21 protein-coding genes and 1 pseudogene are annotated in these 11,954 nt (G+C 53.6%); all 22 read left to right on the forward strand.

Going from position 1 to position 11,954, the window contains the following annotated elements; genetic code table 11:
- The first annotated feature begins 10 nt into the window (after window positions 1-10).
- The 22 genes and pseudogenes from rpsJ to rplO all read left to right on the forward strand — a co-directional run bounded on the left by rpsJ (window position 11) and on the right by rplO (window position 11,944).
- On the forward strand, window positions 11-316 hold the full coding sequence (gene rpsJ, locus OIS50_RS17780) for a 30S ribosomal protein S10 (RefSeq protein WP_059072165.1): 306 nt from the start codon (window positions 11-13) through the stop codon (window positions 314-316).
- A gap of 172 nt (window positions 317-488) precedes the next feature.
- Window positions 489-1,793, forward strand: a complete 1,305-nt coding sequence (locus OIS50_RS17785; protein WP_264691982.1) for an O-antigen ligase family protein — start codon at window positions 489-491, stop codon at window positions 1,791-1,793.
- 263 nt (window positions 1,794-2,056) lie between these two features.
- Window positions 2,057-2,677, forward strand: a complete 621-nt coding sequence (rplC, locus tag OIS50_RS17790; RefSeq protein ID WP_264691983.1) for a 50S ribosomal protein L3 — start codon at window positions 2,057-2,059, stop codon at window positions 2,675-2,677.
- Window positions 2,678-2,682: 5 nt separating this feature from the next.
- Window positions 2,683-3,321 (forward strand): 50S ribosomal protein L4, encoded by a 639-nt coding sequence (gene rplD / locus OIS50_RS17795; RefSeq protein WP_264691984.1) that lies wholly within the window; start codon window positions 2,683-2,685, stop codon window positions 3,319-3,321.
- Entirely contained in the window at window positions 3,321-3,608 is a 288-nt protein-coding gene (gene rplW / locus OIS50_RS17800) for a 50S ribosomal protein L23 (protein WP_264691985.1), read from the forward strand. Before rplD ends, rplW begins: the two co-directional genes overlap by 1 nt.
- A 51-nt stretch (window positions 3,609-3,659) precedes the next feature.
- Window positions 3,660-4,487: a 50S ribosomal protein L2 gene (rplB, locus tag OIS50_RS17805; protein WP_264691986.1), complete on the forward strand. Its 828-nt coding sequence runs from the start codon at window positions 3,660-3,662 to the stop codon at window positions 4,485-4,487.
- Window positions 4,487-4,765: a 30S ribosomal protein S19 gene (gene rpsS, locus OIS50_RS17810; RefSeq protein WP_059072171.1), complete on the forward strand. Its 279-nt coding sequence runs from the start codon at window positions 4,487-4,489 to the stop codon at window positions 4,763-4,765. The genes rplB and rpsS overlap by 1 nt, the downstream gene beginning before the upstream one ends.
- Window positions 4,766-4,768: 3 nt before the next feature.
- Complete coding sequence (rplV, locus tag OIS50_RS17815) at window positions 4,769-5,266, forward strand: 50S ribosomal protein L22 (protein WP_264691988.1); 498 nt, start codon at window positions 4,769-4,771, stop codon at window positions 5,264-5,266.
- A 5-nt stretch (window positions 5,267-5,271) separates the two neighbouring features.
- Entirely contained in the window at window positions 5,272-6,165 is an 894-nt protein-coding gene (gene rpsC, locus OIS50_RS17820; protein WP_264691989.1) for a 30S ribosomal protein S3, read from the forward strand.
- Between the two features lie 36 nt (window positions 6,166-6,201).
- Window positions 6,202-6,624 (forward strand): 50S ribosomal protein L16, encoded by a 423-nt coding sequence (gene rplP / locus OIS50_RS17825; protein ID WP_059072174.1) that lies wholly within the window; start codon window positions 6,202-6,204, stop codon window positions 6,622-6,624.
- A 5-nt stretch (window positions 6,625-6,629) separates the two neighbouring features.
- Complete coding sequence (gene rpmC / locus OIS50_RS17830; RefSeq protein ID WP_059072175.1) at window positions 6,630-6,830, forward strand: 50S ribosomal protein L29; 201 nt, start codon at window positions 6,630-6,632, stop codon at window positions 6,828-6,830.
- Between the two features lie 16 nt (window positions 6,831-6,846).
- A complete protein-coding gene (gene rpsQ / locus OIS50_RS17835) occupies window positions 6,847-7,137 on the forward strand; it encodes a 30S ribosomal protein S17 (RefSeq protein ID WP_059072176.1) in 291 nt (96 codons plus the stop codon).
- Window position 7,138: 1 nt separating this feature from the next.
- Window positions 7,139-7,507, forward strand: a complete 369-nt coding sequence (gene rplN, locus OIS50_RS17840) for a 50S ribosomal protein L14 (RefSeq protein ID WP_264691990.1) — start codon at window positions 7,139-7,141, stop codon at window positions 7,505-7,507.
- A gap of 4 nt (window positions 7,508-7,511) precedes the next feature.
- Window positions 7,512-7,760: pseudogene (gene rplX, locus OIS50_RS17845) on the forward strand (50S ribosomal protein L24); the annotation flags it as partial.
- 32 nt (window positions 7,761-7,792) lie between these two features.
- A complete protein-coding gene (gene rplE / locus OIS50_RS17850; RefSeq protein ID WP_264691992.1) occupies window positions 7,793-8,341 on the forward strand; it encodes a 50S ribosomal protein L5 in 549 nt (182 codons plus the stop codon).
- 8 nt (window positions 8,342-8,349) lie between these two features.
- Window positions 8,350-8,619, forward strand: a complete 270-nt coding sequence (gene rpsN, locus OIS50_RS17855) for a 30S ribosomal protein S14 (protein WP_264691993.1) — start codon at window positions 8,350-8,352, stop codon at window positions 8,617-8,619.
- Between the two features lie 813 nt (window positions 8,620-9,432).
- Window positions 9,433-9,831: a 30S ribosomal protein S8 gene (gene rpsH / locus OIS50_RS17860; RefSeq protein WP_264691994.1), complete on the forward strand. Its 399-nt coding sequence runs from the start codon at window positions 9,433-9,435 to the stop codon at window positions 9,829-9,831.
- A 29-nt stretch (window positions 9,832-9,860) separates the two neighbouring features.
- Window positions 9,861-10,415 carry a 50S ribosomal protein L6 gene (gene rplF / locus OIS50_RS17865; RefSeq protein ID WP_059072182.1) on the forward strand — a complete coding sequence of 185 codons (555 nt, stop codon included), beginning with the start codon at window positions 9,861-9,863 and terminating at the stop codon, window positions 10,413-10,415.
- Between the two features lie 9 nt (window positions 10,416-10,424).
- Window positions 10,425-10,772, forward strand: coding sequence for a 50S ribosomal protein L18 (gene rplR / locus OIS50_RS17870; protein WP_119445995.1), 348 nt, complete (start codon window positions 10,425-10,427; stop codon window positions 10,770-10,772).
- 6 nt (window positions 10,773-10,778) lie between these two features.
- Entirely contained in the window at window positions 10,779-11,297 is a 519-nt protein-coding gene (rpsE, locus tag OIS50_RS17875; RefSeq protein WP_264691996.1) for a 30S ribosomal protein S5, read from the forward strand.
- 6 nt (window positions 11,298-11,303) lie between these two features.
- Entirely contained in the window at window positions 11,304-11,483 is a 180-nt protein-coding gene (gene rpmD, locus OIS50_RS17880; protein WP_119445997.1) for a 50S ribosomal protein L30, read from the forward strand.
- 14 nt (window positions 11,484-11,497) lie between these two features.
- Complete coding sequence (rplO, locus tag OIS50_RS17885) at window positions 11,498-11,944, forward strand: 50S ribosomal protein L15 (protein WP_264691997.1); 447 nt, start codon at window positions 11,498-11,500, stop codon at window positions 11,942-11,944.
- Window positions 11,945-11,954 lie beyond the last annotated feature (10 nt).

Genomic DNA, 11,954 nt, shown 5'->3' on the forward strand with positions numbered 1-11,954 from the left:
AGCTGACATCATGAACCAGAAAATTCGCATCAAACTGAAGTCTTACGATCATAATCTCGTCGACAAGTCGTCGGAGAAGATCGTAAAGGCGGTGAAAGCAACGGGTGCCATCGTAAGCGGCCCGATTCCTTTGCCGACGGAAAAAGAAAAGTTCACCGTTCTCCGTTCGCCCCACGTGAACAAGAAGTCGCGTGAGCAATTCCAGCTCTGCACCTATAAGCGTCTCGTTGACATCTACTCGACTTCATCGAAGACGGTAGACGCTCTGATGAAGCTCGAATTGCCGAGCGGCGTTGACGTAGAAATCAAAGTCTGAGTAAACCCACTCAGTATAAAAGCCCCACCAACAGCTGTTGGTGGGGCTTTTTGTTTTGGCACTTTCCAAGGGTAACACACCTATCATCGTTGGGTATGTTTATCAGGGGTGGTTCGAAATAAGTAACTTGCGTATGTTCTGGCGTGCAGCCACGGGCCAGCTTTCAACGTCTGTGAATATTTCTGTCGCTTCAAATACATCCGTTTGGATATCAAAGGACCGCATCCAACTGGCCACTGCAGTAAGTTGTAGCATGGTCATAGCGGGTCTTTACACGATACCTTTCTTCAGGGTGCTGGCCAGCATCGGTCAAATCTGTCTGGCCTTATCAGCTATTATGTATTTGCTGACCCACAGGCAGGTTGGGCAACGGCAGAAGTGGCACGTGTACCTAGGGTTTGTAATTATCTACCTTATGCACTTTGGTGCAGGACTTATCACTAACTCGGGCAATAGCAAAGAATACTGGCGCGACCTTGTGCTGCAGCTGCCTTTTCTGGTGTTGCCCCTCGCATTCTGGGTACTTCCCCCGCTGCCCGTGAAGTACCTCAGTCGATTGTACAAATTGTTGTTAGGGCTGACCACACTCTCAGCTGTGGGAAGCACCTTCTACTACCTTCAGCATAGCGAGGCGATAAACGAGTTATACACCCGATCCAAAGTAATGCCGACAGTACCCGATCATATCCGGTTTAGCTTGCTTGTTGCGCTATCAATCGCGGTAGGCGCGGTACTCCTCAACCGCGAAGCATTGCGGGGCTGGCGTCGGGGAGTTGTCCTGGGAATAACCGTGTTTCTGGCGGGGTATCTGCACTTATTGGCAGTGAGAAGTGGTTTGTTAGCGCTTTATGTACTGGGGGTAGTTGCGATTGGGTATCTGCTGTGGCGAAGAGCATGGCGCAAAGCGTTAGTGCTAGCTGTTACCCTCGTGGTATTGCCCATAGCAAGCTATTTCTTGCTGCCTACGTTTTACAATAAGTACCATAACACGCGCGATGACGCCAGCAGGGTTGACCAGACTCATTCTGCTAACAGCTACTCATTGGTAGGAAGGGTATACTCCTATCAAACGGCGATAAGTGTGTGGCGCGACAACCCAGTCTTTGGGGTGGGAAAGGCAGACTTACAAGATGAAATGTCGCACTACTACCGTAGACATTTCCCGCAAATAGATGATGAGCACCACATCCAGCCGCATAACCAGTTTTTGTTTTATCTGGTGTCATTTGGAGGGTTGGGAGTGCTGGTCTTTGCACTGGCGTTCTACTTCCCGCTGTGGTGGTCGCGGCATCGGCATGCTCCTTTGCTTATCTCCCAATACATCATCGTAACGCTCTCCTTCTTGGTAGAGCCAACCCTAGAAACCCAAACGGGGCTGACGTTCGCCCTTTTCTTCCTGCTGCTGCCTTTGAGCAGTGTAACCAATGATGGTAGGGAAGAGGTCATAAAAAAAGGCCTCGAATGGAGACCTGCCTGAGCATATTATCGGGTGAAAAACCTAGGCAAACGCTCTAGCAAATTACTGACCATTTCCACCATAAGCCCTAGGTGAAGGAAGAGCGGTTTAGCCAAAGGCTTAAGGGAAGTGCTTGAGTTAGAGAAGCAAGGGGCAATACGCAGGTTTGAAATTATTTCAAACCCAGTTGCAAAATTGTCTAAGCAATATTGTAGCTTTGCACTCCCTTTCCGAAAACGCTATTCGGGCGTTTTCACTGTGTCTTTTCATAAACCCCAATTCGAATGCCTGGCATTATCGGTAAAAAAATCGGTATGACAAGCCTCTTCACTGCGGACGGTCGGAACGTGCCTTGCACGCTCATCCAAGCTGGTCCGTGCGTAGTGACGCAGGTGAAAACGCTCGAGACCGACGGCTACACTGCCGTTCAGCTCGGGTACGGCGAAAAGAAGGCCAAGAACACCAACAAGCCGTTGGCTGGCCACTTCGCTAAGGCGGGAGTTACCCCCCGTAAAAAGCTCGTTGAGTTCCGCACCGAGGACGTGGCTTCGTACACGCTCGGCGCTGAGGTTAAAGCTGATTACTTCGCCGAAGGTGACTTCGTAGACGTAGTTGGTACCTCGAAGGGCAAGGGCTTCCAAGGCGTTGTAAAGCGCCACAACTTCGCCGGTGTTGGCGGCCAGACTCACGGTCAGCACAACCGCGGCCGTCACCCTGGCTCGATCGGTGCCTGCTCCTGGCCTTCGCGCGTGTTCAAGGGCATGCGTATGGCTGGCCGCATGGGCGGTGACCGTGTAAAGATCCAAAACCTGAAGGTGCTGCGCGTGATGAACGAGCAAAACCTGATCCTGGTTAGCGGCTCGGTACCCGGTGCTAAAAACGGTTACGTGATTCTGGAGAAATAGGCGCGATGGAACTCTCTGTATTGACGATCAAAGGCGAGGACACCGGCCGCAAGGTGACGCTGTCCGACGCAATCTTCGGGCTGGAGCCGAACGAGCACGCCATGTACCTCGACGTGAAGCTGTACTTGGCTAACCAACGCCAAGGCACGCACAAGTCGAAGGAGCGCGCTGAAATTGCCCGCACGACCAAAAAACTGAAGAAGCAGAAAGGCACCGGTGGTGCCCGTGCTGGTTCGATGAAGTCGCCGGTATTCATCGGCGGTGGCCGCGTTTTCGGTCCTAAGCCGCGTGACTACGGCTTCAAAGTGAACAAGAAGACCAAGCAGTTGGCCCGCCTGTCGGCCCTGTCGGTTCTTGCTCGCGAAAACCGTCTGGCCCTGGTGGAGAACTTCTCTCTGGAAGGCCCCAAGACGAAAGACTTCCTGAACATCCTGAGCGGCCTGAACCTGAACAACGGCAAGAAGACTTTGCTGGTAACCGGTTCGGTTGACAAAAACGTGGTACTGTCGGCCCGCAACATCCAAAAGGTGAAGGTGGCTGTTCCCACGGCCCTGAACACCCACGACTTGCTGAACACCGACACGCTGCTGCTGTCGGAGGCTGGCCTGGAGTCGCTCACCCAACTTTATACGGCCGCTGAGTAATGAGCATCATCAAGAAGCCCATCGTGACCGAGAAAGCAACGTCGCTGAACGAGAAAGGCCAGTACGCCTTTGAAGTTGAGCGCACCGCTAACAAGGTTGAAATCAAAAAAGAAATCGAGAAGCTCTACGGGGTGACTGTGGTGGGCATTAGCACCATCCGTACCCAAGGCAAGCTCAAGTCGCGGTTTACCAAAACCGGTGCTGTTACAGGCCGTCGCCCCAACGGGAAGAAGGCAATCGTAACGGTAAAGGAAGGCGACGTAATCGACTTCTACAGCGGCATCTAACGCAGCTGAATTTTCGAACGAGGCCCCTCTCTAGAGCATTTTCGCTATAAAATGGCACTCAAAAAACTAAGACCAACATCACCGGGTCAGCGCTTCCGCATCGCCCCGGCTTTCGACGAGATTACGACGTCGACGCCGGAGAAGTCGCTGTTGGCACCCAAGAAAAAATCCGGTGGCCGGAATGATTCCGGAAAAATGACCAACCGTTACATCGGTGGTGGTCACAAACAGCAGTATCGTATTATCGACTTCAAGCGCAGCAAGCATAGCGTGCCTGCCACTGTTAAGGAGATTGAATACGATCCGAACCGTACGGCTCGCATCGCTTTGATCAGCTACGCTGATGGCGAAAAGGCGTACATCATTGCACCTGCTGGCCTGCAAGTAGGCGCTACCGTAGTAGCAGGGCCTGGCGTAGCACCCGAGTTGGGCAACGCCCTTCCGCTGCGCGATATGCCCCTAGGTACCATTGTTCATAACATTGAACTGATGCCTGGTGGTGGTGCTGTTCTTGCCCGTTCGGCTGGTACTTACGCACAGCTTGTTGCCCGCGAAGACAAGTACGCAACCCTAAAGTTGCCCTCCGGTGAAATGCGAATGGTACTTGTTACCTGCATGGCCACAGTAGGCACCGTGTCGAACGCTGACCACATGAACGTACGTCTCGGCAAAGCCGGTCGTCACCGTTGGTTGGGTTACCGTCCGCGCGTACGTGGTGTTGCTATGAACCCCGTTGATCACCCGATGGGTGGTGGCGAGGGCCGCTCGAGCGGTGGTCACCCGCGCAGCCGCAAAGGCCTGCTCGCGAAAGGTGCCAAGACTCGCAACAAGAACAAGTACTCTGAAAACCTCATCGTTTCGCGTAAAGGCAAGAAGTAATGGCACGTTCGCTTAAAAAAGGCCCGTACATCGACTTCCGTCTGGAGCGGAAGGTGCAGGTGATGGAGGAAAGCGGCAAGAAATCGGTGGTGAAGACTTGGTCGCGCCGCTCGATGATTTCGCCGGACTTCGTAGGGCACACCTTCGCCGTGCACAACGGCAATAAGTTCATCCCGGTGTATGTAACCGAAAACATGGTAGGGCACAAGCTGGGCGAATTCGCCCCGACGCGCAACTTCCGTGGTCACATCGCCAAGAAAGACAAAGGCAAGCGCTAAGACATGGAAGCAGTAGCCAAACTCCGTAACGTACCGACCTCGCCGCGCAAGATGCGCCTCGTGGCCGGCCTAGTACGCGGTAAGAGCGTTACCCGTGCCTTGGGCTTGTTGAAGTTCGAGGCAAACTCAGGTGCCGAGAAAATCGAGAAACTGCTTCTGTCGGCTCTGGCCAACTGGCAGCAGAAGAACGAAGACGAGCGCATCGAAGACGCCAACCTCTATATCAAAGAGATTTTCGTTGATGAAGGTCGCCAGCTGAAGCGCCTGCGCCCCGCCCCTCAGGGTCGCGGTCACCGCATCCGCAAGCGCAGCAACCACGTGACGATTATCATCGACTCGAAGGTGGAAGCCATTGGCAGCCGCCAAGGTCTGAAAGATGCCGCTGCTAAGCTGGAAACTGCTCCGGCCGCCGCTACTCCGTCTGCTGAAGAAGCACCGAAGAAGACGCGTCGTTCGACCAAGAAAGCTGACACCCAAAACGCGGCTGACGCCACCGAATAATTACCATGGGACAGAAAGTTAATCCGGTTGGCCTCCGCCTGGGTATCGTTAAAGGCTGGGACTCTAACTGGTACGGCGGCAAAGACTTCGCCGACAAGCTGGTAGAGGACGAAAAGATCCGCAAGTACATTCTGGCACGCATTCCTAAGGGCGGCATCTCGAAGATCATCATCGAGCGTACCCTTAAGCGCATTACTATCACCATCAACACTGCTCGTCCGGGCGTTGTAATCGGTAAAGGTGGCCAGGAAGTAGACAAGATTAAGGATGAACTGAAGCGTCTCACTAACAAAGACGTTCAGATCAACATCTTCGAGATTAAGCGTCCGGAACTAGACGCCAAGCTGGTAGGCGAGAGCATCGCTCAGCAGCTGCAGGCTCGTATTTCGTTCCGTCGTGCGATGAAGCAAGCCATTCAGGGTGCACTCCGTGTGGGTGCTGAAGGTATCAAGGTGCAGTGCGGCGGCCGCCTCGGCGGTGCTGAAATTGCCCGTTCAGAACAGTATAAGGAAGGCCGCACTCCGCTGCATACCCTCCGTGCTGATATCGACTACGCTTTGTCTGAAGCTCAGACGGTGTATGGCAAGATTGGTATTAAGGTATGGATCATGCGCGGTGAAGTATTCGGCAAGCCCGATCTTTCGCCTAACCAGTTGCTGAGCCAGCAACAAGGTGCCGCCGGAAATGACCGTAACGATCGTGGTCCTCGCGGTGAGCGCGGCGACCGTGGTGATCGGGGCGGCCGAGGTGGTGACCGTGGTGGTCGTGGTGGTGACCGTGGCCCACGTGGTGGCGGTGACAACCGTGGCGGCTTTGGCGGCGGTAACAACCGTGGTGGCCAAGGCGGCGGCAATCGTGGCGGTCAAGGCGGCGGTGCAAACCGTGGCCCACGTCGCTAGTCCTTCTTCCTTCCATTCTTTTTCGAGAACTAGAACATGTTACAACCGAAAAGAACCAAGTATCGGAAGATGCAGAAGGGCCGCGTGAACGGCCTCGCCTACCGCGGCAGCTCGCTCGACTTCGGTTCGTTTGGCATTAAGTCGCTGGAAGCCGCTTGGATTACCGCGCGTCAAATCGAAGCTGCTCGTATCGCCATGACTCGCGCTATGAAGCGTGAGGGTCAGGTGTGGATCCGCATCTTCCCAGACAAGCCCATTACGAAGAAGCCTGCCGAGGTACGTATGGGTAAGGGTAAAGGCTCGCCCGAGTATTGGGTAGCCATTGTGAAGCCTGGTACGATTCTGTTTGAGTCGGACGGCGTTTCGCTGGAACTTGCACAGGAGTCGCTGCGTTTGGCGGCTCAGAAGTTGCCAGTTCGAACCAAGTTTGTTGTTCGTCGCGACTACGTTGAGGCATAAGCAAAATGAAAAACGCTGAAATCCGCGCCCTTTCGATCGAGGATCTGAAAGAGCAAATCAACAAGGAGCAGTCGAACGCACAAACTTTGCGTTTCGCACACGCTATTTCACCGCTCGAAAACCCGACCCGCATCAAGCATGGCCGTCGGAACATCGCACGCTTGCTCACTGAGCTGAAGCGCCGCGAGCAGGAGCAAAACTCGTAGTCCCCGCTGATAAACAATGGCAAACAACGCAGAACAGCAGGGCGCCGCTACGGTAGAGCGTAACCTGCGCAAAGAGCGTATCGGCCGCGTGGTAAGCAACAAGATGGATAAAACCATCACTGTTGTGGTCGAAAGCAAAATGAAGCACCCGATTTACGGCAAATTCGTGTCGAAATCGACCAAATTCGTCGCCCACGACGAAAATAACGAGTGTGGCGAAGGAGATACGGTGCGCATCATGGAAACCCGCCCGCTGAGCAAGCGCAAGCGGTGGCGTTTGGTAGAAATCGTAGAGCGAGCCAAGTAAGATGATCCAGCAAGAATCCCGTCTGACGGTAGCCGACAACAGCGGCGCCAAGGAAGTACTTTGCATCCGTGTCCTTGGCGGCACAGGTAAAAAGTATGCTACGGTAGGTGACAAGATCGTCGTGGCTATCAAATCGGCCATTCCTTCAGGTAATGCTAAGAAGGGTGCCGTGTCGAAAGCCGTGGTAGTTCGCACGAAGAAAGAAATTCGTCGCAAAGACGGTTCGTACATTCGCTTCGACGATAACGCCGCCGTTTTGCTAAATAACAACGACGAGCCTCGCGGCACGCGTATCTTCGGTCCTGTGGCCCGCGAACTGCGCGAAAAGCAGTTTATGAAGATCGTTTCGCTGGCTCCTGAAGTTCTCTAAGCTAATGGCACTGAAAACCAAAGAAGCAAAGCCCGCGAAGCTGCACGTGAAAACTGGTGATACCGTTCTGGTAATCGCCGGCGACGAGCGCGGCAAGACTGGCGTCATCAAATCGGTGAACCGCCAGACTCAGCGCATCATCATCGAAGGCCTGAACCTGGTGACCAAGCACTCGAAGCCGAGCGCTAAGAATCCTCAGGGAGGTATCTCGAAGATCGAAGCACCGATTCACGTCAGCAATGTCAAACTTGTTAGCACGGCTAACGCCTAATCAAGTCCACGACAATGGCTCGACTAAAAGAGATTTATAATAAGGAGATTCGCCAGCAACTGCAGGAGAAATTCCAGTTTAAGAGCACCATGCAGGTGCCGCGCATTACTAAGATCTGCATCAACCGCGGTATTGGTAAAGCGGTAGCTGATAAAAAGCTCGTTGACAACGGCGTAGAAGAGCTGACGACTATAACTGGTCAGAAAGCTGTTCCGACCATCGCTAAGCGTTCGGTATCGAACTTTAAGCTGCGCGAAGGTATGCCGATCGGTGCCCGCGTTACTTTGCGCGGTGAGCAGATGTACGAGTTCCTCGACCGTCTGCTGACGATAGCTCTGCCCCGCGTACGCGACTTCAAGGGCATCAGCGATAAAGGCTTTGATGGGCGTGGTAATTACACGCTGGGCATCAAAGAGCAAATCATCTTCCCGGAAATTTCGATCGATAAGATTAAGGAAATCTCCGGTATGGATATCACCTTCGTGACGACGGCTGAGAACGACGAGCAGAGCTACGAATTGCTCCGCGCCTTCGGTATGCCGTTCGCCAACGCCAAGAAATAAGCTGACTCATGGCTAAAGAATCCATCAAAGCAAGAGAGCGGAAGCGCGAAGCCCTGGTAGCTCGTTTCGCTGAAAAGCGTAAAGCTCTGAAGGCTGCTGGCGACTACGAAGCGCTGGACAAACTACCCCGCAACGCTTCGCCCGTACGTCTGCACAACCGCTGCAAACTAACCGGTCGTCCGCGTGGCTACATGCGCAAGTTTGGCATCAGCCGCGTAACGTTCCGGGAAATGGCTTCGGCCGGCAAAATTCCCGGCGTAACAAAAGCCAGCTGGTAGTTCACTACCGCAAGCAACGCTAAGCAAAACTGCTCAGCTGGAACTCTCTCGGGAGTTTTGGCTGAGCAGTTTTGCTTAGCGTTGCTTGCGGTAAGTCGGCACTTATGTTGCGTACATCCTTTAACTGCGTCTCCTACGTGTCGTATGGGTTGATTTATAAGAAAGCTTTGTACCTCGTTAAGGCAAACATTCAAGGCGCATCACATATAATGAATGTATGAATTTGAAAGTCAGGCTGAGCAGTTTCTGAACTATATCTGGAGGATCCGAGTTTCCGCACCTAGCTTGTTTAGGAATACTTAATAATGTCGAGCATAAGCGTGCTCCAGTTAAGTTTGCCTTGTCAGCTTTCGGCTTGGTCGTTGGGTTGTAAGTACTATCGATATTGTAACAACAAATAACTTTCATTTTACAAAGGCCCAAAGGCTACACAGAGCTTTAGGCGGACATAGTTTTTGGGGAAGTCGTGTTGGCAACTCTTCCTATGAAGAAGAGACCTAGGCTGGTAATTAGTTTGATTAGAAGTTGCCTTGCTTGATTTCACTAGAACTTTGTACCAATTAAGCACTTACGTCTATTGCTTTTGTATTGAGCATAAGTGTATCTTTGCAGCCCTAACGCTCTAGGGCAGTGGAGGACGCTCCACACATTTGGCAGGTTGCCACAAGAAACCATTGGCTGCGGCAGGAATGCTGTGGATGCCAAGTAGTCTTAACCGAGGATTTCGCCGTCATAGGTAGACTATACTATGGCTGCGAAATTTTCCTACCTTTGCGGCTCCCTTAACCACGGGGTGCCCTTCTAAACATCCAAATGAACACAGATCCGATTGCCGACTACCTGACCCGGGTACGCAACGCCATCAAGGCCAACCACCGGGTAGTTGAGATTCCGGCCAACAAAATCAAAAAGGAAATCACGAAAGTACTCTACGAGAAAGGGTACATTCAGAGCTACCGTTTTGATGACTCGGCAGTACAGGGCACGATCAAAATCGCGCTGAAGTACCACCCCGTGACGAAGAAGCCCGCCATCCAGAAGCTGGAGCGGATTAGCACCCCGGGCCTGCGCACGTACGCCCACGTTGAAAACCTGCCGCGCGTGCTGAGCGGTCTGGGCATTGCCATCCTGTCGACCTCGAAAGGGGTAATGACGGAGAAGGAAGCTCGCACCCAGAACGTAGGCGGCGAGGTGCTGTGCTACGTGTACTAAGCTCAACGCAGCAGTAAACTCCCGACAATATGTCCCGCATTGGTAAACTCCCGATCAGCCTGCCCTCGGGCGTGCAGGTATCGGTTGATAACGACAACACCATCACGGTTAAGGGCCCCAAAGGGGAACTGAAAACCGCTGTCGACCGCGACATCACGGTACGCTCCGAAGATAACACCGTAGTCGTAGAACGTCCTACCGAGCAAAAGCGTCACAAGGCCATGCACGGCCTCTACCGCGCCCTGCTCAACAACATGGTAACCGGTGTGAGCACCGGCTACACGCACCAGCTGGAACTGGTGGGCGTAGGTTTCAAGGCTACCGCTACCGGCTCGACGCTGGAGTTGGCCCTGGGATACTCGCACAACATCTTCCTGGCGCTGCCGAAAGAAGTAACCGCCACGGCCGTTACCGAAAAAGGTAAGAACCCGATCATCACCCTGACCAGCATCGACAAGGAACTCATCGGCCAAGTAGCCGCTAAGATCCGTTCGCTGCGCAAGGTTGAGCCCTACAAAGGCAAAGGTGTGCGCTTCGTTGGTGAGCAGATTCGTCGTAAGGCTGGTAAGACTGCCTCGAAATAACCGAGCATCATGGCTTTTAATAAAACTGAGAGAAGACTCCGGATCAAGCGCCATATCCGCACGAAAGTGTCGGGTACCGCTGAGCGCCCCCGCCTGTCGGTGTTCCGCAGCAACAAGGGCATCTATGCCCAGATTATCGACGACACGGCTGGCCGTACGCTGGTAGCTGCTTCGTCGAAGAACGTGACGGCTGGCGACTCGCCGGTAGCTACGGCTGCTGCCGTAGGCAAAGAGCTGGCCACGCGGGCCACGGCTGCCGGCATCACGTCGGTAGTATTCGACCGCTCGGGTTACCTCTACCACGGTCGTGTTAAATCATTGGCAGAAGGTGCCCGCGAAGGCGGCCTGAATTTCTAAGCAGCTATGCGCGAGCAAAATAAACCCACGGCGAAGACCACGGAGTCGGACCTAAAGGAAAAAGTAGTTGCCATCAACCGCGTAGCGAAGGTGGTAAAAGGTGGTCGTCGCTTTAGCTTCTCGGCCATCGTAGTAGTAGGTGACGGCGCTGGTACGGTAGGCTACGGCCTAGGCAAAGCCAACGAAGTTACGGACGCCATTGCTAAAGCCATTGACGATGCCAAGAAGAACCTGGTGAAGGTGCCGCTGTACAAGCACACTGTTCCTCACGTGATGGAAGGCAAGTACTCTGGTGGCTACGTGCTGGTTCAGCCAGCTGCTGCTGGTACGGGCGTAATTGCCGGTGGTGCTATGCGTGCCGTGTTCGAAAGCGCCGGCATTAAAGACGTATTAGCTAAATCGAAAGGTTCGTCAAACCCCCACAACGTGGTTAAGGCTACTTTCGATGCCCTAAACAAGATGCGCGACCCGATGCAGATTGCACAGCAGCGCGGCATCTCTCTCGCCAAAGTATTCAACGGCTAAGCGACGATGGCACGGATCCAAATCAAGCAAGTGCGCAGCATTATTGACCGCCCTGAGCGTCAGAAGCGCACCATGCAGGCCCTTGGCCTGAACAAGATCGGCGCAGTACGTGAGGTTGAAAATACCCCTGCTATTGCCGGCATGGTAGCCAAAGTTGGCCACCTGATTGAAGTAACCGAACTGTAGACCTTACCTACATCATGAATCTCAGCAATCTTAAGCCCGCTGAAGGCTCGGTACGCAATAACAAGCGTCTGGGCCGTGGTGAAGGCTCGACCCGTGGCGGTACTTCGACGCGTGGCCACAAGGGCGCCAAGTCGCGTTCGGGCTTCTCTAAGAAGATCGGCTTCGAAGGCGGCCAAATGCCCCTGCAGCGCCGTGTACCGAAGTTTGGCTTCAAGAACATCAACCGCGTAGAGTATAAGGGCATCAACCTTGATGTACTCCAGGCACTGAACGAGAAATCGTCGGCAGCTACGATGGATGTTGCTTACTTCGTTCAACACGGTCTGGTGTCGAAAAACGCCAAGATCAAAGTTCTCGGCCGTGGCGAATTGACCGCTGCTGTAGAAGTACACGCTCATGCTTTCTCCCAATCGGCTATTGAAGCCATTGAGAAGGCAGGTGGCAAAGCTGTGACCCTGTAAGTTCAAGCAC

The sequence above is a fragment of the Hymenobacter sp. YIM 151858-1 genome, from assembly GCF_025979705.1.
Taxonomy (GTDB): Bacteria; Bacteroidota; Bacteroidia; order Cytophagales; family Hymenobacteraceae; genus Solirubrum.

Bases quoted from the DNA above. Each gene is read 5' to 3' on its own strand.
- rpsJ (WP_059072165.1), top strand. From the start codon at position 11: ATGAACCAGAAAATTCGCATCAAACTGAAGTCTTACGATCATAATCTC.
- rplC (WP_264691983.1), top strand. From the start codon at position 2,057: ATGCCTGGCATTATCGGTAAAAAAATCGGTATGACAAGCCTCTTCACT.
- rplD (WP_264691984.1), top strand. From the start codon at position 2,683: ATGGAACTCTCTGTATTGACGATCAAAGGCGAGGACACCGGCCGCAAG.
- rplW (WP_264691985.1), top strand. From the start codon at position 3,321: ATGAGCATCATCAAGAAGCCCATCGTGACCGAGAAAGCAACGTCGCTG.
- rplB (WP_264691986.1), top strand. From the start codon at position 3,660: ATGGCACTCAAAAAACTAAGACCAACATCACCGGGTCAGCGCTTCCGC.
- rpsS (WP_059072171.1), top strand. From the start codon at position 4,487: ATGGCACGTTCGCTTAAAAAAGGCCCGTACATCGACTTCCGTCTGGAG.
- rplV (WP_264691988.1), top strand. From the start codon at position 4,769: ATGGAAGCAGTAGCCAAACTCCGTAACGTACCGACCTCGCCGCGCAAG.
- rpsC (WP_264691989.1), top strand. From the start codon at position 5,272: ATGGGACAGAAAGTTAATCCGGTTGGCCTCCGCCTGGGTATCGTTAAA.
- rplP (WP_059072174.1), top strand. From the start codon at position 6,202: ATGTTACAACCGAAAAGAACCAAGTATCGGAAGATGCAGAAGGGCCGC.
- rpmC (WP_059072175.1), top strand. From the start codon at position 6,630: ATGAAAAACGCTGAAATCCGCGCCCTTTCGATCGAGGATCTGAAAGAG.
- rpsQ (WP_059072176.1), top strand. From the start codon at position 6,847: ATGGCAAACAACGCAGAACAGCAGGGCGCCGCTACGGTAGAGCGTAAC.
- rplN (WP_264691990.1), top strand. From the start codon at position 7,139: ATGATCCAGCAAGAATCCCGTCTGACGGTAGCCGACAACAGCGGCGCC.
- rplE (WP_264691992.1), top strand. From the start codon at position 7,793: ATGGCTCGACTAAAAGAGATTTATAATAAGGAGATTCGCCAGCAACTG.
- rpsN (WP_264691993.1), top strand. From the start codon at position 8,350: ATGGCTAAAGAATCCATCAAAGCAAGAGAGCGGAAGCGCGAAGCCCTG.
- rpsH (WP_264691994.1), top strand. From the start codon at position 9,433: ATGAACACAGATCCGATTGCCGACTACCTGACCCGGGTACGCAACGCC.
- rplF (WP_059072182.1), top strand. From the start codon at position 9,861: ATGTCCCGCATTGGTAAACTCCCGATCAGCCTGCCCTCGGGCGTGCAG.
- rplR (WP_119445995.1), top strand. From the start codon at position 10,425: ATGGCTTTTAATAAAACTGAGAGAAGACTCCGGATCAAGCGCCATATC.
- rpsE (WP_264691996.1), top strand. From the start codon at position 10,779: ATGCGCGAGCAAAATAAACCCACGGCGAAGACCACGGAGTCGGACCTA.
- rpmD (WP_119445997.1), top strand. From the start codon at position 11,304: ATGGCACGGATCCAAATCAAGCAAGTGCGCAGCATTATTGACCGCCCT.
- rplO (WP_264691997.1), top strand. From the start codon at position 11,498: ATGAATCTCAGCAATCTTAAGCCCGCTGAAGGCTCGGTACGCAATAAC.